The sequence below is a fragment of the Streptomyces halobius genome (assembly GCF_023277745.1).
GTDB classification, from domain to species: domain Bacteria; phylum Actinomycetota; class Actinomycetes; order Streptomycetales; family Streptomycetaceae; genus Streptomyces; species Streptomyces halobius.
Genome location: NZ_CP086322.1, coordinates 5,879,193 through 5,906,076, shown reverse-complemented (window position 1 = coordinate 5,906,076; position 26,884 = coordinate 5,879,193). Strand labels below are relative to the sequence as shown.

Genomic DNA, 26,884 nt, shown 5'->3' with positions numbered 1-26,884 from the left:
GCGGCCGGGGCGGGAAGCGGTTCTCAGGGTCCCTCTCCTACCCAGGGATGAGCGGGGGTGTGCGGGTACACCCCAGGGTCGGTTCAAGGACGGTCACAGGGGTTGACGTCCCGTCCCCTGTCCTGACTGACGATGGAAGCCGTCCTCAGTACGCGGCCGCATCCGGCCACCGCGGACCAGCCGGTCCTCATCCCGACAGGAGCTCCTCCCCGTGACCACCACCCACTCCGGCGTCTCCACCGCCACCCGCGCCACCGCGGTGGCCGCCCGCGCCACGGATCTCACCAAGGTCTACGGACAGGGCGAGACCCAGGTGGTCGCCCTGGACGCCGTCTCCGTCGAATTCCGGCAGGCCCAGTTCACCGCGATCATGGGCCCCTCCGGGTCCGGCAAGTCGACCCTGATGCACTGCATGGCCGGGCTGGACGCGATCTCCGGCGGCTCGGCCAGGATCGGCGACGTCGAGCTGACCGGGCTGAAGGACAAGAAGCTCACCCAGCTGCGGCGCGACAAGATCGGCTTTATCTTCCAGGCCTTCAACCTGCTGCCCACCCTGAACGCCCTGGAGAACATCACCCTCCCGATGGACATCGCCGGGCGTAAGCCGGACCGCGCCTGGCTGGACCGCGTCGTGGAGACCGTCGGCCTGGCCGGCCGGCTCAAGCACCGCCCCAGCCAGCTCTCCGGCGGTCAGCAGCAGCGGGTGGCGGTCGCCCGCGCGCTCGCCTCCCGGCCCGAGATCATCTTCGCCGACGAGCCCACCGGCAACCTCGACTCGCGCTCCGGTGCCGAGGTCCTCGGCTTTCTGCGCAACTCCGTGCGCGAGCTGGGCCAGACGGTGGTGATGGTGACGCACGACCCGGTCGCCGCCTCGTACGCGGACCGTGTGGTCTTCCTCGCCGACGGCCGGATAGTAGACGACATGCCCGAACCGACCGCCGACATGGTTCTGGAGCGGATGCTGCGTTTTTCCGGGGGTGCCCCCCGGACCCCCGGTTTCGACGCCCCGGGACACACCAGCTGACCGGCAGCAGCCACCCATACTCCGGACTTCTCGGACCTCTTCTCCAGGACTGATCCACCCATGTTCCGTACCGCCTTGCGCAATGTGCTCGCGCACAAGGCCCGGCTGCTGATGACCATCCTCGCCGTCATGCTCGGCGTGGCCTTCGTCTCCGGCACCCTGGTCTTCACCTCGACCCTCTCCAACGCGACCCAGGCCAGCTCCCAAGAGGGCTACGACAACGTCGACGTCGCCATCCAGCCGAAGAAGTCCGAGCCGGACTCCGGCGCACCCGGGGCCGCCCCGCGGCTCGATCAGAAGCTGCTCGACGCGGCCGGCAAGGTGCCCGGCGCCGCCTCCGCCACCGGCACCGTGTCCGGCTTCACCGCCGTCGGCGACAAGAACGGCAAGCTGATCGGCGACGGCTTCACGACCCGCGGCGGCAACTACTTCCCCGCCAAGGACGGCAAGGACGCCCGCTACCCGATGCGGGACGGCGTCGCCCCCAAGGGCCCGGACCAGTTCGCACTGGACGCGCACACCGCGGACAAGGCCGGCTACAAGGTCGGCGACACCGTCCGGATATCCGTCGACGGACCGGTCCGCGAGCAGAAGCTGACCGGCATCTTCACCACCGACGACGGCATGGTCGTGGCCGGCGGCAGCCTCGCGCTGTTCGACACCCCGACCGCCCAGAAGCTGTTCGCCGCACCCGGTGAATTCAGCGAGATCGACGTGAAGGCCGCGCCGGGCACCTCCCAGACGGCCCTGAAGGCCGCGGTCGACAAGGTGCTGCCCGAGGACGGCGCCGAGACCACCACCGGCAAGCAACTCGCCGACGAGGAGGCCGCGTTCATCGCCAAGAGCATGGACGGAATGAGGAACGCCCTGCTCGCCTTCGCCGGTATCGCGCTGTTCGTCGGCGTCTTCATCATCGCCAACACCTTCACCATGCTGGTCGCCCAGCGCACCAAGGAGCTGGCGCTGCTGCGCGCGGTCGGTGCGAGCCGCCGTCAGGTGACCCGCTCGGTGCTGATCGAGGCGTTCGTCGTCGGCGCGGTCGCCGCCGTCGCGGGTCTTGCGGCCGGTATAGGCATCGGGGCCGGGCTGCGGGCGCTGATGAGCAGCACCGGTGCCACGGTCCCCGACGGTCCGCTGGTCGTCTCGCTCTCCACGGTCCTGGCCTCGCTGCTGGTCGGCATCGTCGTGACGGTCCTGGCCGCCTGGCTGCCGGGCCGCCGCGCCGCGAAGATCCCGCCGGTCGCCGCGATGAGCAGCGTGCACGCCACCGCCACCTCCAAGTCGCTGGTGGTCCGCAACACCATCGGTGCGCTGTTCGCCGGTGCCGGTGCGGCCGGGGTGCTGGTGGCCACCGGTATGCCCGACGGCAAGGCCATGATGGGCCTCGGCGCGATCCTGCTGCTGATCGGCGTGTTCATCCTGACGCCGCTGCTGTCCCGCCCGCTGATCGCGCTGGCCACGCCGGTACTGCGCGCCTTCGGGATCTCCGGCAAGCTCGCCCGGCAGAACGCGGTCCGCAACCCGCGCCGTACGGCCGCCACCGCCTCCGCGCTGATGGTCGGGCTGCTGCTGATCACCGGCATGACCGTGGTCGCGGGCAGCGCGCAGAAGGGCATCGACAAGATGGCCACCGACGCGCTCAAGGCCGACTACATCGTCTCCATGGCCAGCCGTACGCCGCTCTCCCCCGACGTGGCGAAGACACTCGACGGCCTGGACGACGTCACCGCCGTCAGCCCGCTGCGCAACTCCCCGTCCCGTATCGGCGGCGACACCGAGTATCTGACGGGCGTCAACGGCAAGGACTTCGGCAAACTCACCCGGCTCGACTTCACCAAGGGCTCGCTGGGCGAGCTGCGCGGCGGCCGGGCCGTAGTGGACGACACCACCGCCAAGGAGAAGGGCTGGCAGCCCGGCTCCCGCTTCCCGGTGACGTTCGAGGACGGCAAGCAGGGCACGCTGACCGTCTCGGGCGTCTACCAGGGCAACGACATGCTCAGGGGCATCATCCTGGACAACGCCACGCTGGCCCCGCACCAGAAGCAGATCACCGATATGCAGGTGATGGTCAAGACGAAGGACGGCGCCACCGACGCCACCAAGGACGCACTGGCCACGGCGCTCGGCGAGAACCCGGCGATCGCCATCGCCGACAAGGCGGACGTCTCCGACAACATCGCCAAGATGTTCAGCCTGATGCTGAACATGCTCTACGGCCTGCTGGCCATGGCCGTGATCGTCGCGGTGCTCGGTGTCATCAACACCCTGGCGATGTCGGTCTTCGAACGCTCGCAGGAGATCGGCATGCTGCGCGCCATCGGCCTGGACCGGCGCGGCATCAAGCGCATGGTCCGCCTGGAGTCGCTGGTGATCTCCCTCTTCGGCGGGGTCCTCGGCATCGGCCTGGGTGTGTTCTTCGGCTGGGCGGTCGGCGAGCTGATCAGTGCTCAGATGGCGACGTACGAGCTGGTGCTGCCGTGGGGCCGGATGGGCGTCTTCCTCGCCCTGGCCGCGGTCGTCGGCGTGCTGGCCGCGCTGTGGCCGGCCCGGCGGGCGGCGCGGCTGAACATGCTCGCCGCCATTAAGACGGAGTAGCACCCACGCCCACGTTTTCGGCTTTCCCGCCGTGGTTGTTGCTCGACCTGGCGCCTGCGGCGGGCGTGGGCTTTCGAGTGCGGTGCCGCGCCTCCGGACTTCGTCCTGCGGCGCGGCCCCTCCCGTGAGGTGACTGGATAAGGCCGGTGGGGGTGTACGTAAGTGGTCCACTGCGTGTGCGTGGTCCCTTACGTACACCCCCACCGGTTCTTCTTCACCCATCCACGGGAGGGGGCGGCCCGCAGGACGGAGCCCGGAGGGCCGCCCCCGTGACGTACAGCCCCGCGCAGCGGCACTCAGCCCGCCGCCAGGCGTCATGGCGGGAAAGCCAAGTACGTGGGTGATCAGCCCAGCGCAGCGGTCAGGCGGAACGCCACACCCGCGCACGCAGCGGCAGGCCGGAACTCCCGGACTCCGGGGTGCGCACGGCGAGCACCTGGTTGACCCCTATACGGTTGCGCTCGAACGACAGCGCCGACGCGGCCATGTAGAGCTGCCAGACCCGGGCCCGGCCGACGGACGTCAGGCCTACCGCCTCGTCCCAGTGGGCCTCCAGATTGGCCACCCACTGCCGCAGCGTCAGCGCGTAGTGCTCCCGGATCGCCTCCACATCGCGCACCTCGAAGCCGGCCTCCTCCAGCTGACCGACCGTCTGCCCGACCGGCGCCAGCTCCCCGTCCGGGAACACGTAACGGTCGATGAACTCATCGACGTGGTACGCCTCTTCGTTCTCCACAGGACGCCGGGCGATCTGGTGGTTGAGCAGTCGCCCGCCGGGCTTGAGCAGGGCGTACAGGGCGTTCGCGTACTCCGCGTACCGGGCGCGGCCGACATGTTCGGCCATGCCGATCGAGGAGATCGCGTCGTACGGCTCGTCCTTGATCTCCCGGTAGTCCTGCACCCGGATCTCGATCCGGTCGGCGAGGCCGGCGTCGGCGATGCGCTTACGGGCGTAGGCGGCCTGTTCGTCGGAGAGGGTGATGCCGACCGCCCGTACGCCGTATTCGCGGGCGGCGTGCAGCACCATCGAGCCCCAGCCGCAGCCCACGTCCAGCAGCCGCTGGCCCTCCTGGAGGCCGAGCTTGCGGCAGATCAGGTCGAGCTTGTCGCGCTGGGCGTCCTCAAGGGAAGCGGCGGTGTCCTCACCGGTCCCCCAGTACGCGCACGAGTAGACCATCGACGGGCCGAGCACCAGCGCGTAGAAGTCGTTGCCGACGTCGTAGTGGTGGCTGATGGCTTCCTTGTCGCGGAGCAGGGTGTGCAGCGGGCCGCGGCGGAACCGGGCCTCTTCGGCGGGCGGTGTGGGCGGGATCGGCGGCCCGGCCAGGGCCAGCAGCTCGCGGGCGGCAGCGCGCACCTCCGGGCGGGCCAGGGTGCGCAGGGCGGCGGCCCGCCGCGGTTTGGGGGCGGCGGTACCGCGCTCCCAGATCAGGCCGGCGAGCAGGTCGAGCGCCTCGTAGAGGTCGCCTTCGACCTCGATGTCCCCGGCCACCCAGGCGCGGGCCAGGCCCAGTTCCCCCGGCTTGAACAGCAGACGGCGCAGTGCCCTGCGGCTGCGGATCACCAGTGTCGGTACCCCGGGAGGGCCTGACTCGCTGCGGTCCCAGGCGCGAATACGGACCGGGAGCGGGACTCCCAGAACCTCCTCGGCGAGCTTGGAGAGCCGTCCAGCGGCGTCGGCCATGTCGCACACCTCCGTGTTGACGAGTCGGGCAAAGAAGTTTCACCCAGCACGTAAACGCCAAATGGGCGCCGATTTAGTCCCGTTCGTCAGCAAGGGAACCGCACATGGCCGGTCGCCCGCCAGGGCGGACACGCCAAAGGGCGCCCGCCCCACGGATGGCGGACGCCCTTCGGGCTGGTCGGAGTACCCGACCGGGGTTTCAGGAAGCCTTGGCCTTCGGCTTGTCGCCGGCCGAGGCCGCCGGGGCGGGGGCCGGCTTGGCCGCCTCGTAGAACTCCTCGCGGGGGTTCTCCATGGCGCCGAGCGAGACGACCTCGCGCTTGAGGAACATGGCCAGCGTCCAGTCGGCGAAGACCCGGATCTTGCGGTTGAACGTCGGCATCGCCATGCCGTGGTACGCGCGGTGCATGTACCAGGCCAGCCGGCCCTTGAGCTTGATCTTGGCCTTGCCGAAGACGATCATCGCGACGCCCTTGTGCAGCCCCAGACCGGCGACCGCGCCCTTGTTGGCGTGGCTGTACTCCTTCTGCGGAAAGCCGCGCATCCCGGAGATCACGTTGTCGCCGAGGATCTTGGCCTGCCGCAGCGCGTGCTGCGCGTTCGGCGGGCACCAGGCGTTCTCGTTGCCGTTCTTGCGGCCGACCAGGTCCGGGACCTGGGCGTTGTCGCCCGCGGCCCAGATGTAGTCGGTGCCCTGCACCTGGAGGGTGGCGCCGGTATCGACATGGCCACGGGGGCCGAGCGGCAGACCGAAGCGGGACAGCGCCGGGTTCGGCTTGACGCCGGCGGTCCACACGATGGTGTTGGAGTCGACCTCCAGCCCGTTGTTCAGGACGACATGGCCGTCCACGCACGAGTCCATGCCGGTCTTGAGGTAGACCTCGACGCCGCGGCTCTCCAGGTGCTCCTTGCCGTAGGCGCCGAGCTTCGGGCCGACCTCGGGAAGGATCTTGTCGGCGACGTCGACCAGCAGGAAGCGCATGTCCTCCCGCTTGACGTTCTTGTAGTACTTCGCGGCATCGCGGGCCATGTCCTCGACCTCACCGACGGTCTCCGCGCCCGCGAAGCCGCCGCCGACGAAGACGAAGGTCAGCGCCTTGCGGCGGACCTCCTCGTCGGTCGTGGAGTCGGCCTTGTCCAGCTGCTCCAGGACGTGGTTGCGCAGGCCGATGGCCTCTTCCACGCCCTTCATGCCGATGCCGTTCTCGGCCAGGCCGGGTATGGGGAAGGTACGGGAGACCGCACCCATCGCGATGACCAGGTAGTCGAAGGGCAGCTCGTACGCCTCGCCGACCAGCGGGGCGATCGTGGCGACCTTGCGGTCCTGATCGATGGTGGTCACCCGGCCGGTGAGAACCTCCGCCTTGGGGAGCACGCGTCGTAGCGGAACCACGACGTGGCGGGGAGAGATGCTGCCGGCCGCAGCTTCAGGGAGGAAGGGCTGGTACGTCATGTACGAACGGGGATCGACGACCGTGACGGTCGCCTCGCCGTACCGCATCTTCTTGAGAATGCGGCGTGCCGCGTACAGACCTACGTACCCACCGCCTACAACGAGGATCCTGGGACGCTCCGTGGTGCTCATGCAACGAGTATCCACCCCCACATAGGGGGTCGCTCGTGAGCCCCTTCACAAGGGCCGGGGAGGCATCTGCTACACTCCGCCGACTTCGTGACCGACGCCATAGCGCGGGTAGGGAACCACGGTGTAACGCGAGGCGTTGAAACCCCCATTGATCAGGGGTTGTCGGCCGCCGGACGGCTGGACCACCCTCCAAAAGAGCCCGCCGCGAACACAGATGGAACCACACATTCCCCGGGTGGAAGAGCCCTAGGGCCTTCGAATGAGGGCCGAAAGGCCAAAATGTTCGCCTGTGCGGCGGGTTTTTCATGTGAAGGATTTCACGAACTTTCTTCCCAGGCCGGCCGGCCTGGGGCTCACAAGCCGCTGACAAACCCTCTGAAGGGCGCTCAGACGGCGCACCACCCAGGGCCGTCGGAGCCGGCGGACTCCTTGCGTCAGGTGACGCTCCACGCGATCCCGTCGAGAATGTCGTGCTCGCTGACCACAACCTCCTGTGCGCCCGTGCGCTCCATGATCGAGAGCAGTACGAGCGCGCCCGCGCCGATCACATCGACGCGGCCCGGGTGCATGACCGGGATGGCCGCCCGCTCGGCGTGGGTGGAGGCCAGCAGACTGCCGGTGATCTCCCGGACCTGGGCGAGGGAGAGCCGGGAGTGGTGGATGGCCGCCGAGTCGTAGCCGCTCAGGCCCAGTGCGATGGCGGCGACGGTGGTCACGGAACCGGCCAGGCCGACCAGGGTGGCGGCCTCGCCCAGCGGGACCGTCTGCTCGGCCCGGTCCAGTGCCTCGGCGATATCGGCCTTTATCGCGGTGATCTGACCCGGGGGCGGCGGGTCGCTGATCGTGCCGTTGTGCAGCAGATGGCGTTCGGTCATCCGTACACAGCCGACGTCCACCGAGCGCGCGGCCCGTACGGAGCCGTCGCCCAGGACGAACTCGGTCGAGCCGCCGCCGATGTCCACCACCAGGTAGGGCACCGGCATGTCCGCGCGGCCGGCCAGTTCCTTGGTGGCGCCGGTGAAGGAGAACTCCGCCTCCTGGTCGCCGGTGATCACCTCGGGCTCCACGCCCAGGATGTCCACCACGCCCCGGACGAAGTCGGCGCGGTTCTCTGCGTCCCGGGAAGCGGAGGTCGCCACGAAGCGGGTCCGTTCGGCGCCCAGTTCCTTGATCACTCCGGCGTACTGCCGGCAGGCGGCGAAGGTGCGCTCCAGCGCCTCGGGCGCCAGCCGCCCGGTCCGGTCGACGCCCTGGCCCAGCCGGACGATCTCCATCCGGCGGTCCAGGTCCTTGATCTCACCGGTCTCCAGGTCGGTGTCGGCGACCAGCAGACGGATGGAGTTCGTACCGCAGTCGATGGCGGCGACCCGCTTCACTTGGTGTCTCCTTCGGGAGCGTGCCGAGCCTGGGCGGGGCCGGCGTCGGCGCCTTCGGCCGGGTCCACGCACGGCCCCTTCCTCCACCACTCCGGCAGCATCGCGATGGCCTCGTCACCCAGCGGATTGACGCCGGGGCCGGCGGCCAGCGAATGGCCGACGAGGACATGCAGGCACTTGACCCGGTCGGGCATGCCGCCCGCGCTCGGGAAGCCCTCCAGCACCTCGATGGCGTCCCGCCGCCGGATGTAGTCCTCGTGTGCCGCGCGGTAGGCGGCGGCCAGCTCCGGGTCGGTCGCCAGCCGCTCGGTCATCTCCTTCATCACGCCGTTGGCCTCCAACGTGCCGATCGCGGAGGCCGCGCGCGGGCAGGTGAGGTAGTAGAGCGTGGGGAAGGGCCTGCCGTCCTCCAGGCGCGGCGCCGTCTCGACGACGTCCGGCTGCCCGCAGGGGCAACGGTGCGCGATGGCGCGCAGGCCGCGCGGGGGCCGGCCCAGCTGCTCCTTGAAGGCGGCGATGTCCGCGGCGGTGGGCTCGGTGGGCTCGGTCTGGGGCGGAGGGGTTTCCATGTGGGCTTTCGGTGAGGGGATAGGAAGTGACGGGCAAGGGGTGCTGGACGGTGGTGCGGCGGGGCGTACGGGTTACCGCTTTACGGGTCACGGGTTACCGCGTTCACGGGATTCGGGTCGGCGCTTGTCGGCGGAGTCGACGTCCTCCCACAGATTCTCGTACCAGGCGCGCGGCGCCGGCTTCGGCCCCTTCCGCACGGTGCCGGAGCCGGAACCGTCCTGGGCGATATAGCCGGTTTCGCCCGGCACGACGTAGTGCAGATGCTGCCGGGCCTGCTGGCGGACGTAGGCCGGATCCTGCCAGCGGGCCTTCTCGTCGCGCAGCCGGTCCAGCTCTCTGGCGGCCTCCTGGGCCTTGCGCCGCTGGTCGCTGATGTCCGAACGCTGGGAGATGTACTGCCGTATCGGGTAGGCGAGCGCGACGACCAGTGAGCACATGACCAGGGCGAGCAGGGCGGCGCGGCCGGTGAGACGGTTACGGCGGGCCGGCCGCGCCCGGTAGACGCGGGCGGCGGCCTGCTCGCCGAGCGCCTTGAGTCGGGTCGCGGTCGAGAACCGGTCCGCGGGCACGTCGCCTCCCCTTGAGTCGCCTAACCAGGTATGAGTCGCCTGACCACGTACGTCCCCGGCAACGGTACGGGACCGTCGGCGGGGACGTACGAAAGCCGGGGCGTTACCGCAGCTGAGGTACTCAGCCCTTGAACCGCGGGAAGGCCGAGCGGCCCGCGTACACCGCCGCGTCGTCGAGAATCTCCTCGATGCGCAGCAGCTGGTTGTACTTGGCGACGCGCTCGGAGCGGGCCGGGGCGCCGGTCTTGATCTGGCCGCAGTTGGTGGCGACGGCGAGATCGGCGATGGTGACGTCCTCGGTCTCACCGGAGCGGTGCGACATCATGCACTTGAAGCCGTTGCGCTGGGCCAGCTCGACGGCGTCCAGGGTCTCGGTCAGCGAACCGATCTGGTTGACCTTGACCAGCAGGGCGTTTGCGGAGCCCTCCTCGATGCCGCGGGCCAGGCGCTCCGGGTTGGTGACGAAGAGGTCGTCGCCGACCAGCTGGACCTTGGAGCCGATCCTGTCGGTGATGACCTTCCAGCCGGCCCAGTCGTCCTCGAACAGCGGGTCCTCGATGGAGACGAGCGGGTACGCGGCGACGAGCTCCTCGTAGTACGAGGTCATCTCGGCGGCCGAGCGCTCCTTGCCCTCGAACTGGTACTTGCCGTCCTTGTAGAACTCGGAGGCGGCGACGTCCAGCGCGAGCGCGATGTCCTGGCCGGGGGCGTAGCCGGCTTCCTTGATGGCCTCCAGGATGAGGTCCAGCGCCTCACGGTTGGAGCTCAGGTTCGGGGCGAAGCCACCCTCGTCGCCCAGGCCGGTGGCCAGGCCCTTGGCCTTCAGGACCTTCTTGAGGGTGTGGTAGACCTCGGCGCCCCAGCGCAGACCCTCGGAGAAGGACTCCGCGCCGATCGGGGCGATCATGAACTCCTGGATGTCCACGTTGGAGTCGGCGTGCGAGCCGCCGTTCAGGATGTTCATCATCGGGACGGGCAGGACATGCGCGTTGGGGCCGCCCAGGTAGCGGAACAGCGGCAGGTCGCTGGCCTCGGAGGCGGCGTGCGCGACGGCGAGGGAGACGCCCAGGATGGCGTTGGCGCCGAGAGAGCCCTTGTTGTCGGTGGCGTCCAGGTCGAACATCGCCTGGTCGATCAGCCGCTGCTCGGTCGCGTCGTAGCCGACGAGCTCCGGGCCGATCTGCTCGATGACGGCCAGGACGGCCTTCTCTACGCCCTTGCCCAGGTAACGGTTCGGGTCGCCGTCACGCAGCTCGATGGCCTCGAAAGCGCCGGTCGAGGCGCCGGACGGCACGGCGGCACGCCCCGTGCTGCCGTCGTCGAGGCCGACCTCGACCTCGACCGTGGGATTACCTCGCGAGTCGAGAATTTCGCGGGCTACGACGACGTCGATGGACGGCACGTTGTCTCCTTCATGGGTGTCTGGAGTTCTGCAGCACGAGCCTAACCGGCTTGGGGGCATCCGCTTGCCGTTGGCCCGCTCAGTGGGACGAAATGAGGCCCAAAGGCCCAGCTCACGGGACTTTCGCGGCATTGTTCGCGGAGCGGGGAAACCACGGGACGTGGCCGGTCAGGGGCTTGCGGGCAGCCGGGGCGGTCCGGTGCCCGGAGAAGGGGGATGCCCGGTGCTCGGACAACGACGCGTGTGGAGAAGGGCGTGGAAAAAGCATGGAAAGGGCATGGAAATGCCCCGTCCGGCGCGCGGGGGGGACGACGCGCCGGACGGGGCAGGTTCACGGATGAGCGGTTCCGCGATGCGGGACGGCTCAGATGCTGAGCTGCTGGCCCGGGAAGATCAGGTTCGGGTTGCCGCCGATGACGGACTTGTTCTCGGCGTAGACCGTCTTCCAGTCGGTGCCGTGCGCCTTGGCGATCTTGGCGAGGGTGTCGCCCGGCTTCACGGTGTAGTCACCGGAGCCGTTGGACTTCTGCGGGGCGACCTTCGGGGCCGGCTGCGCCTTCTCCTGCTTGGGGGCCGGCTTGGCGGTCTCGGCCTTCGGCGCGGACTTGGTCTGCGCGGAGCCGGAGGCGTCGACGTTGGCGGCCGGGCCACCGGCGGTCAGGCCACCGGCAGCGGCGCAGCCCCAGGCGCCCGGGCCCTGCATGGCGAGCAGCTTCTCGGCGACGGCTATCTGCTGTTCCTTGGTGGCCAGGTCGGCGCGCGGGGCGTACTTGGTACCACCGGCGGCGGCCCAGCTGGAGTTGGAGAACTGCAGACCACCGTAGTAGCCGTTGCCCGTGTTGATCGACCAGTTGCCGCTGGACTCGCACTGGGCGACCTTCTCCCAGGTGGAGACGGACGCGGCGGACGCGGAGGAGGCGGCCATCAGCGGGACGGCCACGGCGGCGCCGGCGACACCGGCCAGGGTGGCGACGCGGACGGCCTTGGACGGACGACGGTGCTTGCCCTTGTTGATCAGCATGTCTGGAATCGTTTCCTCACCGACGCCTGCGAGGTGAGCTGTCGGGTTCGGGCTGTGAGCTGCCCGGCCACGTGTTGTCGCACGTGGCTTCACCCCAAGCCGGTCGGCCCGCTTTCACGGGTGGGGCCGGCGCTTACCTTGGGTCCCCCGCTCCTGCCTTCGGCGCTTGCGCGTCGACTGCCTCCGACCACCGGCAGGATTCGGCGTGTGATCGAAGAGCCCGCTTTGGCGAGCGGTCCCGACCGTAAGCAGTAACCGCCTTACCGTTCAAACCCCCTCTTCTAAGTCAAGTTGACAGCTTTTGATCACGAGGGGCTCATATTTCCGCAGGCAGGACGCGGTATGGAAAAGCCGGACGGGTCGGACACCGCCCCGCGGGACGAGATCCATGTCTCACTTTCCCCGAAGGGGGGCGGTGCCCCATCAGGAAGGCCCTGATTCCCCGTTCAGTCCCCGAGGTCGAGGAGCTGACCTGGGCGGATCAGGTCCGCGTCGGAGCCGATGACGTCCTTGTTCCGGTCGTAGAGCGCGGGCCAGCCGCCCGGCAGCTCGTTGGCCGCCGCGATGGCTGACAGGCTGTCACCCGGGCGCACGGTGTACTCGCCGTCGGCCGCCGGAGGCGTACGGTGCGCGCCGTCGCCGCGCGAGGCATGCCGGCCCGACGGCCTGTCGCCGTCACCCGCTCCGTTTTCGCCCTTGCCCTCCCTGTCGTCCGCGTCGCCACGGTGCCTGCCCCTGGTGGGCCGGTGGCTCGGCGTGGGGCTCGGGTCGGCGTGCTGGGACGCGTCGTCGCCACGGCCGTCGCCCGGGGCCGGGGAATCGGACGGGTCAGGGGTCTTGGAGGAGTCGGAGGAGTCGTCCGGGGCCTCGGAGGGGCTGGACGGGTCCGCAGAGGGGTTGGAGGGGTCGGACGGGTCCGTGGCGTCCGACCCGCCGGGCACCGAGGGCGAGGGCGTCACGTCATCGGACGGGTCGGAGGGACCGGTGTGATCGGTGTGATCGGTGGGGGCGGACGGATCGCTCGGGTCGGCGGAGGCTCCGGAGTCGTCGGAGCTGCCGGAGCCGCCGGTCGAGCCGGACGGGTCCAGGGGGCCCTGAGGCTCCGAGGGGTCGGCGCTGTCCGACGGATCGGGGATCGGCGCGCTGGTGCCGCCCGGGTCGACCTCCGGCGCGCGGCCGTCCTGGGTCAGCCCGGCGTTCACGGCGCAGCTGGGCCAGGCGTCCGGGCCCCGGTCGGCCAGGATCTTCTCGGCCACGGTTATCTGCTGGGAGCGGCTGGCGAGGTCGGGGCGCGAGGCATAGGCCCGGCCGCCGTACTCGTCCCACATCTCCCGGGTCAGCTGCAGGCCGCCGTAGAAGCCGTTGCCCGAGGCGGCGCTCCACATCCCGCCGCTCTCGCACTGTGCGACCCGGTCCCAGGTCGCGGTGTCGGCGGCGTGTGCACCGCCGGCGCCGAGCAGCGGCATGGCCAGGCCGGCGCCGGTCACCCCCGCTGTGACAAAGATGGCCGGTGCCTGACGGGGGCGACGGTGTCGGCCGTTCCCGGAGCGCATGCGGTTGCCTTTCGAGCGGCGGTTGAGTTGTCGGTTGAGTCGTCGCAACGAACGTTGAGTCGTAGAAACGAACTCTCGAACGAGCTGCCGAAGAGGACGCCACGGTCGCTACGGCGGTTCCCGCTGCCCGCTCCGACCATGCGGTGATCCCGGCATGGCCCGGCGAGGCCCGTTACCCCCTGACGAATGACGAAGTCCGACGCCCGTTCGGTTCGGTGGAAAGGTAGCCGGGGTCACGGGTAGTCACAAGTCGGTGTAGTGGAGATCACGCAAAGGTCACGTGACTGACGGGCCGTCACCATGTGCCGGGTTTTCGGCCGCTTCCCTGGTCAGGACTCCACCGGGGTGAACTCCACCGGCAGGGACCGCAGTCCGCGCATGATGAGCCCGCCGCGCCACCGCAAATCGTCGGGTTCCGTGGCAAGTCGGATATCCGGGAGCCGGGTCAGCAGGGTCGCCAGCGCGGTCTGTCCTTCGAGCCGGGCCAGCGGTGCGCCCAGGCAGTAGTGGATGCCGTGGCCGTATCCCAGATGCGGGTTGTCACGGCGGGTCAGGTCGAGGACGTCCGGATCGGCGAAGCGCGCCGGGTCGCGGTCGGCGGCCGCCAGCACCACCAGGACGGGGTCCCCCTCGGCTATCCGCTGCCCGCCGACCGTCAGCTCGCAGGTCGCGAACCGCCAGGTCGCCAGCTCCACCGGGCCGTCGTAGCGGAGCAGCTCCTCGACACCGGTGGCCAGCAGCTCGGTGTCGCCCGCCTCGATCGACTTCTGCAGCAGCTCGCGCTGGGCGGGGTTGCGCAGCAGCGCGTAGGTCCCGTTGCCGATGAGGTTGACGGTGGTCTCGAAACCGGCGAAGAGCAGGATGAACGCCATCGCGGCGACCTCGTTCTCAGTGAGGTGCTCGCCATGGTCGGAGGCCCGGATCAGGCCGGAGATCAGGTCCTCGTCCGGGGCGGGGACGTCGCCCAGGGTCTCGCGCTTGCGGTGGATCAGCTCGGCGAGATACGTACGCATCTTCTTCACGGAGCGCGCGACGCCGCCGCGCGGCCCTCTGCCGTGCCGGATCATCATCCCCGCCCAGTCGCGGAAGTCGTCCTGGTCCTCACGCGGGACGCCGAGCAGATCGCAGATCGCGTAAATGGGGAGCGGGAACGCGAACTCGTGGATGAGGTCCGCCTCCCCGCGCACCGCGAATCCCGCGATGAGGGTGTCGGTCAGTTCCTGCACGCGTGGCGCGAAGGCCGCGACCCGGCGCGGGGTGAACGCCTTGGAGACCAGCCGGCGCAGCCGGGTGTGATCGGGCGGGTCGATATTGAGCAGATGCGTCATCAGATTGGCGCTGCGCTCGCCCGGGATGCCGACCTTGCCCTTGCCGTGTGCGGCCTCGCTGTGGTGGACGGGGTTCTTCGACAGCCGGGCGTCGGCCAGCGCCTGCCGGGCATCCGCGTACCGTGTCACCAGCCATGCCTCGACGCCGCTGGGCAGCGCGGTCCGGTGGACCGGCGCATGGTCGCGCAGCCAGGCGTACGCGGGGTAGGGGTCGGTGGCGAACTCCCAGGTGAAGAGGTCGGGAGCCGGGGCGGGCGTCGGTTCGGCCGTGAATGCCGGGGCCGGTTCCGAGGCCGGGGCGGCGGGGCAGCCCGCGGGGATGGCGCCGGGGGTGGCCGGGTGCGGGACGGCGGAGGCGGCCGGGTGGGTGGCACCGGAGGTGGGGAGGCGGGTGGCGTCGGGCATGTCGTGCACCTCTCGACCGTAACCCGAGCCCACAATGTGCAGCCCGGGCATCTCGGAGGCCACTGCCTCCGGCACCATGCCGACGCCGAGCCCGGCCGTACCAGCTTCGTCAGGAACTCGACGGTGGTCACCTCGAACTCCACCTCAGAGGTCAGCCCCGCCGCCCGGAACGCCTCATCGCGCTGACGGTGGGGCGCCGAGCAGTGGCGCCACCGGCGTCCCCCGGCCGGTGCCTGCTCTTAGGCGGAGAACTCCCCGCGCTTTACCGCCGAGAGGAACGCGGACCAGCTCTCGTAGGGGATGAGCAGGGCGGGGCCGGCTGGGCGCTTGCTGTCGCGTACAGGAACGTTGGCGCAGCCGCGGGCCGCTTCGAGACAGTCACCGTTGCCGGGCCCGCTGTAGCTGGACCTCAGCCAGCCGGTGAAGGCTACTTCGAGGCACTCACCGCTGCCGCCCCCCGCTGTGGCTTGACTTGAACCACCCGGAGATCATGAGGGTCATCAGGCTTTCCATAAGCACGTGCGCCCCTGCCGCGAAGGGCAGTACGTGCAGCCGTAGCCGGCGCGCCTCGGCCAAGTCGGCGATCGTGCGCAGTTGTTCCGCCATCACGTGTGGACCGCCGACAGGACGGGAAACCGTGCTATCTGGCGGGCGACGGGACGGGATACGTCTCCCGTCTGGCCGACAGCATGGAGGCGGCGCAGCTCGACTCGGCCGCCGCACTCATGGAGGAAGGCCGCCGCATCCTCGACGGGCGGAGGTGGACATCCGGCGAAATTCATCTGCTGGCAGTCGAGTTGATGGAATCTCTCACCGAAGTGCACCGGGTGGCGGAGAGCCGGGGCGCCCGCCTGCCCACACCCGACTACGACCATCCCGACCCCGACCCCGACACCGACCCCGACACCGACGACGAGGCCGACGGGCCCCGTCTTCCGGCGGAGGTGTTCGGATGACCCACTCCCCGACCGGATGAGCCCGGAGAGGGACAGACGCGTCCCGACTGAGCCGACGGGCTCGGCTCCCGGCCCGGTCCGTCCGGCGGAGCGCCGTCCTAGGCGCGCTCTTCACGGATGCCGCGCCATGGGGGCGCGGTGAGGGAAACCGGACCCGCCCGGCACATTGCTCCCGCGCAGCCGGGCGGGGCCGCCACTCGCGAGGCCCCCACCCCGTACTAACCAGCCGTGCCCTCAGCCGCCACCACCGCGTCCCGATAAGCCCGCGCCGCCGCCCGCAGCGCGGCCTCCGGGTCGGCCCCGGCCCGCTCGGCTCGTACGGCCATGGCCAGCAGCTCGTAACCGATCCCCTCGCCCGCCGGGGGCGCGACATCCAGGCCCGCCGTTCGCGCCCGTGAGGCGAGCTTCGCCGCGAGCGCCAGCGCGGGCTGGCCCAGCGGCACGCCCTCCGTGACCGACTCCCGCTGCTTCTCCATCGCCTTCGTACGCAGCCAGTGCGCCTTGACGTCCTCGGGTGTCGCGGCGGCCTCCTCCCCGAAGACATGGGGATGGCGGTGCAGCAGCTTCTCGACGATCGTGCCGGCCACGTCGTCGATGGAGAACGGCTCCTCGGAGTCGTCCTGCGCGATCCGGGCGTGGAAGATCACCTGGAGGAGCACATCGCCCAGTTCCTCCCTCAGCTCCTCCCGGTCGCCCGCCTCGATGGCCTCGACCAGTTCGTACGCCTCCTCGATGCCGTACTTGGCGAGGTCCTGATGCGTACGGATGCTGCTCCACGGGCACTCGGCGCGGATCTGGTCCATGACCTGGACGAGGTCCAGCAGACGGGCGCCGGGCAGGTCGTAGGAGCCGGGCAGCAGCTCCAGATCGGGCATCGCCTCGCGGCCGGATCCGGCCAGCCGGGCCAGGCCGTCCGTCAGCGCGCTCTCGCCCTCGGCGGAGGTCAGGACGACGGCGGTACGGGCGTCAGGGACGCAGTAGTCGATCAGTTCGCGGGCGCTCGGGGCGGCCGCCTCGATCGCTATGCCGGCCTCGCGCAGGTAGGGCAGCTGCGGATGATCCGGATCGGCGCACAGCACCCGGTCCGCCTCGCGCAGCGTCTGCCACGCGGGCCAGGACAGCAGGCCGGGGGCGACTCGGTGGCTGGTGGTGAGCAGGACCAGGCGTCCGGTGCCGCCGCCCTCGGGGAGGCGGGCTTCGGCGCCGGAGTCAGCGGCAGATGCGTCAGCGTTCACGCATCGAACGTAACCCACCCCACTGACAACGCCCGGCGCCGCCCGCGGCAGCCAAAATCGACCCCGCAGCCGCAGGCCCCGTGCTCAGGTCTGCTGCCGCCCCGCGCCCGCCTCGGGCCTGATCCACGGGATCTTCGTCTCGCCGAGAATGACCTCCTTGTCGTCCCACTCGCCGTAGCGCGGATTGACGTCGATGCCCATGGACCGGGAGGTCCGGGACAGCGCCTCGGCGAGCCGCTGCTGGCCCGCCGACTGCCCGCGGTCCGCGCCGATGCGCTTGGCGAGGCCGTCGAGCAGCAGCTGGTTGCGGACCACGCCGTCGATCTCATTGGGCGCGACGCCCTGCTGGAGCCACATCGCCCGCAGCCGTTCGGCGCCGCCCGCGCGCTTCTCGGCCTGTGCCCGCCACTTCTGGATCTCGTCCCGGGAGATCGTGACCCCGGCGTCCTTGGCGCTGCGCGCCAGCACCTCGTCGAAGATCATGCTGTTGAGGGTGGCCAGGCCCAGCCGGCCGGTGTTCATGATGAGCTGGCTGCCCTGCGGCGACCTGGCCTGGGCGTCGCGTACGTCCTTCACCTTCGCCTGGAGCTGCGAGACGGTGATCCGCTTCCCTTCCACGATGGCCGCGGCACCAGGGTGCGCGTCGCTGCCACAGGCGGCCAGCAGCGGCATCGCGGCCAGCAGGGCGGCGGTGGCGGATACGGAGAGCGCTGTCCTACGGCGGAACACTTGGCCTCCCGGCGGATGGTGCGACGAGTCTCGACCTTGACTGATCGATGCTAAGGAGTAGGCGTGGCCCAGGCCACTGCTTCGGCCAACGATCTGCGTCGTGGTGGGTTTCCTGGGCCCGCAGGGCCCAGCCCGCTCGGCGTGACTCAACGACTGTTTCTCGCGTTGTTCCCCATAGCCCGGCGGGCCCAAATAGTGAGAAAGGCGTCTGGAGTGGACATCGCGGAACAGGTCAGGACGCTACTGGCGACAAAATTCGGAGTGGATCCGCACGCGGTGACTCCGGAAGCCCCGTTGCGGACGCTGGGTGTCGACTCGCTCGCGCTGGAGGAGCTGCGGCTGCACATCGAGGACCGGCTGGACGTCGATCTGGAGGACGTCCAGCTGACGCCCCGGGACACTGTCGGGCAGTTGCTGGCGGCCGTCTGTGCCGTGCACATGGCGCATGCGTGACCGCCGAGGTGCAGCCCTCGCACCCGGCCGCGCTCCGACGGCCCGTCTGATGGGCCGTCTGGCGGCAGGCCCGATGGGCGGCCGTCAGATGGACCGTTTCCACCACCTTGCGATGCCGACCCGCGACCTGGGCCCCGGTCGTCGGTTACGGCACCGCCAACGCGCCTGGCACCTCGACGGTGCTGAACGACCTCGTCGAGGACACCATGCTCCGCCGGGTGCTCGGTGAGCACCCCTGGTCACCTCGACCACAAAGCCGCCCTGGTGATCAGCCGCGGGTGAGCCACCGCCGTCGCCGGCGTGGCACCCACGCGAAGGAGACGCATGACCGACGAAGCAGCCGAAGTAGTCGAAGGAGTCGAAGTAGTCAACGGCCTCAGCGTGGATGGGCTGTCCTACTCCTACCGGCTGCTGCGGCAGCCGTCTCCGCGGACCGAGCCGGTGCTGGTGCTGGGTGGAGCGCTGCAGGACAAGCACGGCTGGGAGCACTTCGACGAACCGGTGCTGCCGGTGGCCAGCCTGATCACCATCGACCTGCCGGGGTCGGGCAACTCCGACCCGCTCCGCCCCGACCAGGGCCTGGACACCATGTGCCAGGCGGTCGAACAGGTCATCGACGACCTCGGTATCGCCCGCGTCAACCTCTTCGGGTACTCCTTCGGCTCCGTGATCGGCTTCGCCTTCGCGCAACAGCGGCCCGACCGGATCGCCCGGCTGCTGCTCGGCGGGGTGCCCGCGTATGTCTCCCACACCCAACAAGACCTCTGGCGGCAGGCGGCGGCCCGTATGAAGGCCGGTGAGCCGGAGGAGTTCGTGAACCGCGCGCTCAAGCTCTGGCTCTGTCAGGACGAGCGCCGTTACGTACGCCACCGCAAGCTGGCGCACCGCTACGTCAAGCGCCTGATCACCCACGCGCTCACCCACATCCCCCATGGATTCGCCGTCCTGGACCGCGCCGCGACCGACCGCGACACCGAAATGCTCAACCCGTCGGGCGCGCTGCGGGGCGTGCCGACTCTGATCTTCTGCGGCGAACACGACACGGTGTCCGCGCCCGAGCATCAGCGCGCCTTCGCCGCCACCATCGAGAACAGCAGCTTTCTCGCCATCGCCGAATCCGATCACTGGGTGGCCTTCGAACGCTCCCAGGACGTCATCGATCTCGTGGTGCGGTTCTTCACCGACCAGTCCTTGGATACGGCGGATTACGTGGTCCGCCCGGAAAGCCGGCTGGCGCCTGTGATGCGGTGAGTGGTGTGACCGGCAGCGCACCAGCGCCCGTGAGGCGGTGAGCATGGTCACCGGCAGCGCACCAGCGCCTGTCATGCGGTGAGTGGTGTCACGCTCGTACCTGCCCCAGCCAGTACAGCGTGCGGCGGATTTCTGCCGGGAAGGCGTGGTGTGGGCCGTGCAGGCGCTCTGCGTCGTACAGGAGGCGGGAGAGGGTTTCCTGGGCGGCGCCGTGTTCGCCCTGGGCCAGCAGCAACTGGCCTATGGAGCGGCGGATTTCCAGGGGGCGCATGGGGTCGTCCGGGTCACGTTCGAAGTACGGCAGCAGGGCGCGGTATTCCTCCAGGGCCTGGGCCACCTCGCCGAGTTGTTCCAGGCACTGGGCGGCCTCGTAGTGGAACCGGAGTGACTGGCGGGTCGCCCCGGGGCCGGATTCCTTGCCGTATTCCTCGGCCAGTTGCCGGAGTTCGGGCAGGGCGCGGCGGTACTGGCCGTCGTCCATGAGGGTCGCGGCGTACTGCTTGCGGAGGGTGCGGACGACCGAGGACTGGGCACCGTGCCGTTCGGCGGCGGCCGGGAGGATGCCGCCGAGGATGTCCACCGCGCGGGTGATCCGTCCCTGGTCGAGGAGGCTTTTGACCTCGTCGACGGCGGCGGCGACGTCCGGGCCGGAGGAGGTGGAGGATGTGGAGGAGGAGGCAGGGGCGGAGATGCGGGATTCGGGGGTGGTCCAGGCAGGTGCGGGGGTGGGGGTGGAGATGCGTGGGTCCACGGCTGGGGACGAGGGCCGGGGGGCGGCGGGCGAGTAGGCGGCGGGGACGGGGCCGGGGTCGGCCAGGGCGGGTGCCGGGGGCGCCTTGGGGGCCGGTATGGGGGTCAGGGCCGGGGTCGGTGGGGGGTTCGGGGTCGTGGAGCGTTCCGGCCAGGGCGCGTGCGGCCGACGGAAGGGGCGGGTCGGGTCCATCGGGGCGAGGGGCGTGGGCCGGGACGGTGCGGCGTGCGGGCTCGCGTCGGCGGCGGGGAGCAGGGGGGCCAGCGCCTGATAGACCTCTTGTGCGTCGGCGGGGCGGGCCTGCGGGTCCTTGCGGAGCAGGCGGAGGACCAGCGCTTCGAGGGCTTCGGGGACGTCGGGGCGCAGTCGGCGCACCGGGACGGGCTCTTCGTGCAGATGCCGGTGGAGTACGCCCAGCGCGGTGGAGGCGGCGAACGGGACGGTGCCGCTGAGGAGTTCGTGCAGCAGCACCCCGAGGGCGTAGAGGTCGGTGTGCGGGCCGACCGCGCCGCCCATGGCCTGTTCGGGGGCCATGTAGGCGGGGCTGCCGATAGGGGAGCCGGTGTGGGTGAGGCGGGTGGTGTCGGTGTCCAGGGCGGAGGCGATACCGAGGTCGAGGACGATGACGGTGCCGTCCGGGCGGATCATGACGTTGCGGGGTTTGAGGTCGCGGTGGACGATCGGGACCGCATGGACGGAGGCGAGCACCGCGCAGAGCTGGGCGGCTACGGAGACCGCCCAGGACCAGGGGTAGGGATCGTGTTCGGCGAGGTGGTCGGAGAGGTCGGCGCCCTCGACGTACTGCATGACGAGGTAGAGGTCTTCGTCGTCGCTGCCGGCGTCGTGAACGGTGACGAGTCCGGAGTGGTCGACCTGGGCGGTGACCGGCATTCGCGGACGAAGCGGCGGCGCATTTCCTCGCCGTCCGGGGTGCCCGCCACCCGGTCCGGGCGCAGCAGCTTGACGCCCACCCGGCGGTCCAGGCGGCGGTCGTAGCCGATCCAGACCTGGCCCATGCCGCCCTGGCCGAGCAGCGCGGAGAGTTCGTAGCGCGCTGCGATGACGCGGCCGTTCAACGTCCTTCCTCCTTGCGGAGGTAGTCGCTGAGTTCATCGAGTTCGGCCCGTACGCGGTCGATGCGCTGGGGGCGTTCCTGGGGCGGGGCCGGAGGGCAGCCGGGTCCGGCCTGGGGCGCGCTGCAGGGGTTCGCGGTGGGGGCGGGCGTGGGGGTGGTGCAGGGGTGAGTTTCTTGTGCGTGTAGGGGGATGGGCCCCGGTGGTGACGGGCCGTACGGGGACGGCGACGGGGAGGGGGACGGAGCGGCCGGGTGTCCTGGCGGTGCGGCCTGATGCCTCGATGGGCCCGCCTGGTATCCCGCCGGGCCGGCGGAGTACGCCGCCTGGGGACAGCCGTATCCGCCTCCCGCCGCCTCCCGGTACGGGGCGCCGTATCCCTCTCCGTACGGGGCGGCGCCGTACAGCGGTCCGTATCCGGACGTCCGTGCCGCGCGCAGGTCGACGACGAGGTAGTAGGCGACGGCGCCCGCCATCTGCGCCAGGATCGCGCCCACTTGGGCGTTCGTGCGCCAGTCGTCCACGGGGTGGGTGCCGGACAGCAGGAGGAGCACGAGCAGGGCCAGGTCGGCGCCGAACAGCCACCAGCCGAGCGGCCTGCGCTGCACGAGCGCGGCCCGCAGCAGCGCCGCCCAGGCCAGGAAGCCGAGGCTGAGCACGGTGACGGCAACGAAGAGCACCCTCAGCGTCACGACCGTGCCCCGCGCCGGGGGCTGGTACGGCGGGTGGGCCGGGGCCGGGGCGTGCATGTACTGCTCCTGATCGGTCGTCGGTGGCGGGTCGGGCCGTTCCGCCTCACGCGCGCGCGAACGGGTGCGGGCGCGCGCGTGAGTTCCGTGGACACGGATACCGATACGCGATGCGCACATGGGACTGCGAGCGTATATACGACAGCGTCACCGTGTGTGGAGTTGTACGGAATGGGTCGGGAATCCACCGTCCGGCCGGATGGAGACTCCCCCGGTGGCGGGGCCTGTTCGTCCGTCTCATCCCGTTCATTGCTCCAAGGCGCGCCCCCGGCAGGGCGCCACCGCCACCGGCCCCGGCTCTGGCCCCCGCCCGGTGACGACCACTCGGTCCGGCGCCACCGAGCCGTCGGTGAGTCCGTCGTGCAGTCCCTGGACGAGCTGCTCGCCGAGCCGGGACGCGAGGCGCAGGGCCTCTTCGAAGTCGGCCAGTTCGCGGAACCGCTGCCCGTAGCGCCGCTGTTCGGCGAGCGGGAGGCGGGGCAGCTGGAGGCGGCGGACGTCGAGCCGGGTGGCGGACGAGGCGTAGCTGCTGGCCTGCCGGGTGTTGGCGGTGCCGCGCAGGAAGCCGGCGAGGAACCAGGGGTCGAGGGCGGCCGGGTCGGGCCGCAGGACGGTGAGGTGGCGGCCGAGGGCGGCGCCGGCGGTGGCGTCGTCGATGACCCGGGCGACCGCGCCGCCGCCGAGTACCGGTACGACGACATCGCCGGCCTGGACGAGGACCGGTTCCTCGGCCGGCCCGGAGGGGGCCGCTTCCGGGAGGGTGCCGGAGGGGGCGGTGCCGCCGATGACGTCGTGGTCGGTGAGGACGGCGGGCGCTCCTCCGAGGGTGGTCCCACCACCGGCCGGTGCGGTGCCGGCGCCGCCGGTGCGCAGGATCAGGGCGCCGGAACGGGCGAGTTCGCCGATGGTGGTGAGCGGCCAGCGGGCGGGGGGCTGCGCCGCGGTGTCCGTCCCGGCGGGGCCTGGGGTGAGGAGGGTCGTACGGGCGAGGGTGTCGGTCAGCCGGTCGCGCACGCGGGTGAGTTCGGCGGGGCCGCCGGCCGCCGAGGGCGGCGGGAGGTGCCGGGCCGGGGCGAGGTCGACGTCGTCGTCGAGGAGGTCGATGGCGGCCAGCGAGCGCCGTACGCCGGGCTCTTCCTCGATGCCGCCATCGCGGTCGAAGGTCCGCCAGGCGTCGACGGCGGTGGCGCGGACGGTCTGCCAGTCGAGTTTGTCGCGGCCGCCGGGGGCGAGGGCGGCAGCGGTGTCGACGACGAGGAGGTGCGGGGAAGGCGGTGTGCTGTCGCCGGATTTGCGCAGCACCCAGAGGTGCAGCGGTACGGCGTTGGGCGGGGCGGCGCCCGCGGGCAGCGCGATGACGGCGCGCAGCGCGACGCGGCGCAGCAGGTCGGCGCGGATCCGGCGGCCGGAGCGGCGGGAGGCGACGGCGGGCGGCATGAGGAGGACGGCGGTGCCGCCCGCGCGCAACCGGGCCAGCGCGTGCTGGACCCAGGCGAGTTCGGATTCGGTGCGGGCCGGGAACCCGTACTCCCAGCGGGGGTCGTAGGCCAGTTCGTCATGGCCCCAGTTGCGTTCGTTGAACGGCGGGTGGACGAGGACGGCGTCGGCGGCGAGGTCCGGAAAGGCGTCGGCGCGCAGGGTGTCGCCGGCCCGGACCCGTACCTGGGCGTCGGGGGCGCTCAGGGCGAGGCGGAGTGCGGTGAGTGCGGCGAGGTCGGGGGCGGATTCCTGGCCGTGGAGGTCGCCGACGACACGCACGGCATCCTGCACCACGACTGGGAGAAGTCGCTGGACGCCGGTGAGTCCGACAGCGTGGAGATGGTCTTCGACGCGCCGCCGTCCGCCAAGGAGCTCGACATCAAGATCACGCCGGACCTGCTGCTCGACCCGGCGAACTGGAAGCTGACCCTCTGAACCTCCGCTCCCGACGAGCTCCCGCAGCTTCCCGCCACCGAGCCGTCGGCCCGGAACCGCCCGCACGCGGTCCCGGGCCGGCGGCCGTTCCTGTGCTGTCCGTGGGTCTGCTTCGTCTGTGGTCCGGCTTCGTCTGTAGTGCTGCTCGGCCTGTAGCCCTGCTCGGCCTGCAGTCCTGCTCCGCCTGTGGTGCTACTTCGCGGAGAACCGCGCCGGTGCCTCCGTAGGGTTGCCGCCGCCCGGCAGCCGCTCCCCCGGGCAGGAGTTCAGCGTCCGCACCATCGCGTCCTTCTCCGCCCGCGTCACCCACAGCCCGTACTTCTTCTTCACCGCCACCTGGCGCGCGACATAGCCGCAGCGGTACCCCTTGTACGCGGGCAGCCAGGTCGCCGCGTCCCCGTCGCTCTTGCGCCGGTTCGCCGACGCGTCCACCGCGATCAGATTCAGCGGATCGTTGGCCAGCGCCACCCGCTTACGGCCCGGCCACTGAGCCGCGCCCTTCTGCCAGGCGTCCGACAGCGCCACCACATGGTCGATGTCGACCTTGCTGCGGCCGCGTTCATAGCGGACCTCCTTCCCCGTGTACGGATCCTTCGGCAGCGTTCCGGACACCACGACGCAGTCGCCGTCCCGGAACGCGCTGCCCCGCAGATCGCGCTTGAGGATGTCGTCCCGCGTCCCGCAGCCGTTGCCGTCGGTGTCCGCCCAGGCCGAGCCGAACCGGTCCCGGCCGTAACCGGTCTTCGGGGCCCGGCCCTTGACGTCCAGCGAGGCGACGGCCCGCAGCGCGGCGCCCGGATTCGGCTCCCCCGTGGGAACGGACGGGCTCTCCTTGGCGTCTGAACCACTGCCGCCCCAGGTGTCGTCAGGGGCACAGCCGGTGAGGGTCAGCAGGGCGGCCAGCGCGGTAGCGGTGGTCAGGGTCGCGGGAAGCGCGGTCCGTATCACAGCGGGCATCCAATCCGGGAGCGTAGGGGCGGGACGGGCACTCCCCCAGCCGACGCTGGGGCACCCCGCCCGTGCCCCTGGGGAGGAGCGGCGGCGGGGGCGGCCCGTTTCGCTGCGTCGAGTATCTTTTCGGAGATTGAGAGCGAGGACACCTCATGGACACGGCCGCAGCAACGGCGGCGACCACCGACGCAGCACCGGCCGTTCCGCGCGCTCCGCGCCCGCAGGCCAGCGGCCTCGGCGCCCTACGACGCACCGCCCGCCGGCTGTACCGCCGGACGGCGCCCTGGCGCGCCCCGCGCCTCGACCCGTACTGGACGGCCGCGTTCTTCTTCGTCGCGTATACGCTGCTGACGGTCTGCCACTTCCGCTCTATGGGCGCTTCGTCGTGGGATCTGGGGATATTCGAGCAGGCGATACGCCATTACGCCCACTTCGAGGCGCCGATCGTCGACCTCAAGGGACCGGGCGCCAACATCCTCGGTGACCACTTCAGTCCCATCCTGGTCGTGCTCGCCCCCTTCTACCGGCTGTTCCCGTCCCCGGTGACCCTGCTGATCGCCCAGTCCCTCCTCTTCGCGCTGTCGGCGATACCGGTCACCCGCGCCGCCGGCCGCTTCCTGGGCCGCGGCCGGGGTCTGGCCATCGGCCTCGCGTACGGCATGTCCTGGGGCGTCCAGAAGGCCGTCGACTTCGACTTCCACGAGATAGCGTTCGCGCTGCCGCTGATCGCGTTCGCCCTCGAAGCGGTGCTGCGCGGCCGCTGGACCGCGGTGGTGTGCTGGGCCACGCCGCTGCCGCTGGTCAAAGAGGACCTGGGGGTGACCGCCGCCGCCATCGGCGCGCTCGCCCTGATCCGCACCCGCCGCGCCTCGCCGCTCGCCATCGGCCTGGTCGCCTGCGGTATCACCGCCACCGCCGTCACCCTCGGCGTGATCATCCCCGGCTTCAACGGCTCCGGCTCGTACGACTACTGGAGCAAGCTCGGCGCCGACGGCGGCGCCGTCATCCCCCTCGGCACCGCCCTGAACACCGTGCTGTGGATCCTGCTCCCCACCACCGGTCTGCTCGCGCTGCGCTCCCCGCTGCTGCTGGTCGCGCTGCCCACCCTCGGTTGGCGGTTCCTCTCCCACGATCCGCACTACTGGGGCATCGACTGGCACTACAACGCCGTGCTGATGCCGGTGGTCTTCCTCGCCCTGGTCGACGCCCTGCCGCGCGCCCAGGTCTCCGCGCGGCCCTGGCTCCGCTCGTACGCGCATCATCTGCCGGCCGCCGCGCTGGCCGCCGCGCTCGCGCTGACCACCACGCTCCCGCTGGCCCGGCTCACCGACGCCGCCACCTACGACAGACCGCCGGCCGCGACCGCCGTCGAGCAGCTGCTGGACCGCATACCCGACGACGCGACCGTGGAGTCCGACATCCGGCCGCTGAGCCACCTCACCGGCCGCACCCGGGTCTTCTGGACCGGCGACACCGGCGGCCTCGCCCCCGACTACATCGCGGTCCAGCTGCACGACGGCAACTCGCCGCGGCAGGCCCTCACCGACGCGGCGAAGCGCCACGAGAAGTCCACGTACGTGCTCCTCGGGAGCGCCGCCGACGTCGCGGTGTTCCGGAAGACGTCGGAGCGGTGAGGGCCCGCCCCGCGCGCCCTTGACGGGGCCCTCCGGAGGGCGCGCACCCGTCGTGTCCCGCCGTCACGCTCCCAGA

22 protein-coding genes, 2 pseudogenes and 1 riboswitch are annotated in these 26,884 nt (G+C 70.9%); of the genes and pseudogenes, 7 read left to right on the top strand and 17 right to left on the bottom strand.

What is annotated here, in order from left to right:
- The first annotated feature begins 211 nt into the window (after positions 1–211).
- Both K9S39_RS26935 and K9S39_RS26930 read left to right on the top strand, forming a co-directional pair.
- Positions 212–1,024, top strand: coding sequence for an ABC transporter ATP-binding protein (locus K9S39_RS26935; RefSeq protein WP_248865883.1), 813 nt, complete (start codon positions 212–214; stop codon positions 1,022–1,024).
- Positions 1,025–1,084: 60 nt separating this feature from the next.
- Positions 1,085–3,619 carry an ABC transporter permease gene (locus K9S39_RS26930; protein WP_248865882.1) on the top strand — a complete coding sequence of 845 codons (2,535 nt, stop codon included), beginning with the start codon at positions 1,085–1,087 and terminating at the stop codon, positions 3,617–3,619.
- A gap of 361 nt (positions 3,620–3,980) precedes the next feature.
- On the opposite strand, the gene K9S39_RS26925 is transcribed toward K9S39_RS26930, so the two are convergent.
- From K9S39_RS26925 to K9S39_RS26875, 11 genes and pseudogenes are all read right to left on the bottom strand, one after another.
- Complete coding sequence (locus tag K9S39_RS26925; RefSeq protein ID WP_248865881.1) at positions 3,981–5,303, bottom strand: class I SAM-dependent methyltransferase; 1,323 nt, start codon at positions 5,301–5,303, stop codon at positions 3,981–3,983.
- A 199-nt stretch (positions 5,304–5,502) separates the two neighbouring features.
- A complete protein-coding gene (locus K9S39_RS26920; RefSeq protein WP_248865880.1) occupies positions 5,503–6,888 on the bottom strand; it encodes an NAD(P)/FAD-dependent oxidoreductase in 1,386 nt (461 codons plus the stop codon).
- A gap of 434 nt (positions 6,889–7,322) precedes the next feature.
- Entirely contained in the window at positions 7,323–8,264 is a 942-nt protein-coding gene (locus K9S39_RS26915; RefSeq protein ID WP_248865879.1) for a Ppx/GppA phosphatase family protein, read from the bottom strand.
- Entirely contained in the window at positions 8,261–8,833 is a 573-nt protein-coding gene (locus K9S39_RS26910; RefSeq protein ID WP_248865878.1) for a DUF501 domain-containing protein, read from the bottom strand. The genes K9S39_RS26915 and K9S39_RS26910 overlap by 4 nt, the downstream gene beginning before the upstream one ends.
- 87 nt (positions 8,834–8,920) lie before the next feature.
- Entirely contained in the window at positions 8,921–9,403 is a 483-nt protein-coding gene (locus K9S39_RS26905; RefSeq protein WP_248865877.1) for an FtsB family cell division protein, read from the bottom strand.
- A 121-nt stretch (positions 9,404–9,524) separates the two neighbouring features.
- Positions 9,525–10,865 carry a phosphopyruvate hydratase gene (eno, locus tag K9S39_RS26900; protein WP_248865876.1) on the bottom strand — a complete coding sequence of 447 codons (1,341 nt, stop codon included), beginning with the start codon at positions 10,863–10,865 and terminating at the stop codon, positions 9,525–9,527.
- Positions 10,866–11,169: 304 nt separating this feature from the next.
- A complete protein-coding gene (locus tag K9S39_RS26895; RefSeq protein ID WP_248865875.1) occupies positions 11,170–11,826 on the bottom strand; it encodes a LysM peptidoglycan-binding domain-containing protein in 657 nt (218 codons plus the stop codon).
- 8 nt (positions 11,827–11,834) lie between these two features.
- A riboswitch (cyclic di-AMP (ydaO/yuaA leader) is annotated at positions 11,835–12,001 on the bottom strand.
- Between the two features lie 271 nt (positions 12,002–12,272).
- Positions 12,273–13,313 carry a transglycosylase family protein gene (locus tag K9S39_RS26890; RefSeq protein WP_283112869.1) on the bottom strand — a complete coding sequence of 347 codons (1,041 nt, stop codon included), beginning with the start codon at positions 13,311–13,313 and terminating at the stop codon, positions 12,273–12,275.
- A 395-nt stretch (positions 13,314–13,708) separates the two neighbouring features.
- Positions 13,709–15,112 (bottom strand): cytochrome P450 family protein, encoded by a 1,404-nt coding sequence (locus tag K9S39_RS26885; protein WP_248865873.1) that lies wholly within the window; start codon positions 15,110–15,112, stop codon positions 13,709–13,711.
- Positions 15,113–15,351: 239 nt separating this feature from the next.
- Complete coding sequence (locus K9S39_RS26880) at positions 15,352–15,525, bottom strand: DUF397 domain-containing protein (RefSeq protein ID WP_248868980.1); 174 nt, start codon at positions 15,523–15,525, stop codon at positions 15,352–15,354.
- Between the two features lie 76 nt (positions 15,526–15,601).
- Positions 15,602–15,742: pseudogene (locus K9S39_RS26875) on the bottom strand (Scr1 family TA system antitoxin-like transcriptional regulator); the annotation flags it as partial.
- Here K9S39_RS26875 and K9S39_RS26870 point away from each other — a divergent pair.
- Positions 15,724–16,068 (top strand): hypothetical protein, encoded by a 345-nt coding sequence (locus K9S39_RS26870; protein WP_248865871.1) that lies wholly within the window; start codon positions 15,724–15,726, stop codon positions 16,066–16,068. The pseudogene K9S39_RS26875 and the gene K9S39_RS26870 overlap by 19 nt on opposite strands.
- Before the next feature lie 218 nt (positions 16,069–16,286).
- On the opposite strand, the gene K9S39_RS26865 is transcribed toward K9S39_RS26870, so the two are convergent.
- Both K9S39_RS26865 and K9S39_RS26860 read right to left on the bottom strand, forming a co-directional pair.
- Complete coding sequence (locus K9S39_RS26865; protein WP_248865870.1) at positions 16,287–17,303, bottom strand: nucleoside triphosphate pyrophosphohydrolase; 1,017 nt, start codon at positions 17,301–17,303, stop codon at positions 16,287–16,289.
- An 84-nt stretch (positions 17,304–17,387) separates the two neighbouring features.
- The gene (locus K9S39_RS26860) at positions 17,388–18,032 is read right to left on the bottom strand and encodes a SurA N-terminal domain-containing protein (RefSeq protein ID WP_248865869.1); all 645 of its coding nucleotides are present in this window, start codon (positions 18,030–18,032) and stop codon (positions 17,388–17,390) included.
- 213 nt (positions 18,033–18,245) lie between these two features.
- Here K9S39_RS26860 and K9S39_RS26855 point away from each other — a divergent pair, with 213 nt between their 5' ends.
- Positions 18,246–18,485, top strand: a complete 240-nt coding sequence (locus K9S39_RS26855) for an acyl carrier protein (RefSeq protein WP_248865868.1) — start codon at positions 18,246–18,248, stop codon at positions 18,483–18,485.
- A gap of 324 nt (positions 18,486–18,809) precedes the next feature.
- Positions 18,810–19,736: an alpha/beta fold hydrolase gene (locus K9S39_RS26850; RefSeq protein WP_248865867.1), complete on the top strand. Its 927-nt coding sequence runs from the start codon at positions 18,810–18,812 to the stop codon at positions 19,734–19,736.
- Positions 19,737–19,824: 88 nt separating this feature from the next.
- Here K9S39_RS26850 and K9S39_RS26845 read toward each other — a convergent pair whose 3' ends face one another.
- From K9S39_RS26845 to K9S39_RS26835, 3 genes and pseudogenes are all read right to left on the bottom strand, one after another.
- Complete coding sequence (locus tag K9S39_RS26845; RefSeq protein ID WP_406708021.1) at positions 19,825–21,378, bottom strand: protein kinase domain-containing protein; 1,554 nt, start codon at positions 21,376–21,378, stop codon at positions 19,825–19,827.
- 181 nt (positions 21,379–21,559) lie between these two features.
- A complete protein-coding gene (locus K9S39_RS26840; protein ID WP_248865866.1) occupies positions 21,560–22,309 on the bottom strand; it encodes a hypothetical protein in 750 nt (249 codons plus the stop codon).
- Between the two features lie 327 nt (positions 22,310–22,636).
- A pseudogene (locus K9S39_RS26835) lies at positions 22,637–24,052 on the bottom strand (N-6 DNA methylase); the annotation flags it as partial.
- On the opposite strand from K9S39_RS26835, the gene K9S39_RS26830 reads away from it, so the two are divergent.
- Positions 24,044–24,223 carry a hypothetical protein gene (locus K9S39_RS26830; protein WP_248865865.1) on the top strand — a complete coding sequence of 60 codons (180 nt, stop codon included), beginning with the start codon at positions 24,044–24,046 and terminating at the stop codon, positions 24,221–24,223. The pseudogene K9S39_RS26835 and the gene K9S39_RS26830 overlap by 9 nt on opposite strands.
- Before the next feature lie 192 nt (positions 24,224–24,415).
- On the opposite strand, the gene K9S39_RS26825 is transcribed toward K9S39_RS26830, so the two are convergent.
- On the bottom strand, positions 24,416–25,180 hold the full coding sequence (locus K9S39_RS26825) for an HNH endonuclease family protein (RefSeq protein WP_248865864.1): 765 nt from the start codon (positions 25,178–25,180) through the stop codon (positions 24,416–24,418).
- 146 nt (positions 25,181–25,326) lie between these two features.
- Here K9S39_RS26825 and K9S39_RS26820 point away from each other — a divergent pair, with 146 nt between their 5' ends.
- Complete coding sequence (locus tag K9S39_RS26820) at positions 25,327–26,808, top strand: DUF2079 domain-containing protein (protein ID WP_248865863.1); 1,482 nt, start codon at positions 25,327–25,329, stop codon at positions 26,806–26,808.
- Positions 26,809–26,884 lie beyond the last annotated feature (76 nt).

Coding starts and splice junctions, on each gene's coding strand:
- K9S39_RS26930 (WP_248865882.1), top strand. CDS start 1,085: ATGTTCCGTACCGCCTTGCGCAATGTGCTCGCGCACAAGGCCCGGCTG.
- K9S39_RS26925 (WP_248865881.1), bottom strand. CDS start 5,303: ATGGCCGACGCCGCTGGACGGCTCTCCAAGCTCGCCGAGGAGGTTCTG.
- K9S39_RS26920 (WP_248865880.1), bottom strand. CDS start 6,888: ATGAGCACCACGGAGCGTCCCAGGATCCTCGTTGTAGGCGGTGGGTAC.
- K9S39_RS26910 (WP_248865878.1), bottom strand. CDS start 8,833: ATGGAAACCCCTCCGCCCCAGACCGAGCCCACCGAGCCCACCGCCGCG.
- eno (WP_248865876.1), bottom strand. CDS start 10,865: ATGCCCCCAAGCCGGTTAGGCTCGTGCTGCAGAACTCCAGACACCCAT.
- K9S39_RS26895 (WP_248865875.1), bottom strand. CDS start 11,826: ATGCTGATCAACAAGGGCAAGCACCGTCGTCCGTCCAAGGCCGTCCGC.
- K9S39_RS26885 (WP_248865873.1), bottom strand. CDS start 15,112: ATGCCCGACGCCACCCGCCTCCCCACCTCCGGTGCCACCCACCCGGCC.
- K9S39_RS26850 (WP_248865867.1), top strand. CDS start 18,810: ATGACCGACGAAGCAGCCGAAGTAGTCGAAGGAGTCGAAGTAGTCAAC.
- K9S39_RS26845 (WP_406708021.1), bottom strand. CDS start 21,378: ATGCCGGTCACCGCCCAGGTCGACCACTCCGGACTCGTCACCGTTCAC.
- K9S39_RS26840 (WP_248865866.1), bottom strand. CDS start 22,309: ATGCACGCCCCGGCCCCGGCCCACCCGCCGTACCAGCCCCCGGCGCGG.
- K9S39_RS26825 (WP_248865864.1), bottom strand. CDS start 25,180: ATGCCCGCTGTGATACGGACCGCGCTTCCCGCGACCCTGACCACCGCT.
- K9S39_RS26820 (WP_248865863.1), top strand. CDS start 25,327: ATGGACACGGCCGCAGCAACGGCGGCGACCACCGACGCAGCACCGGCC.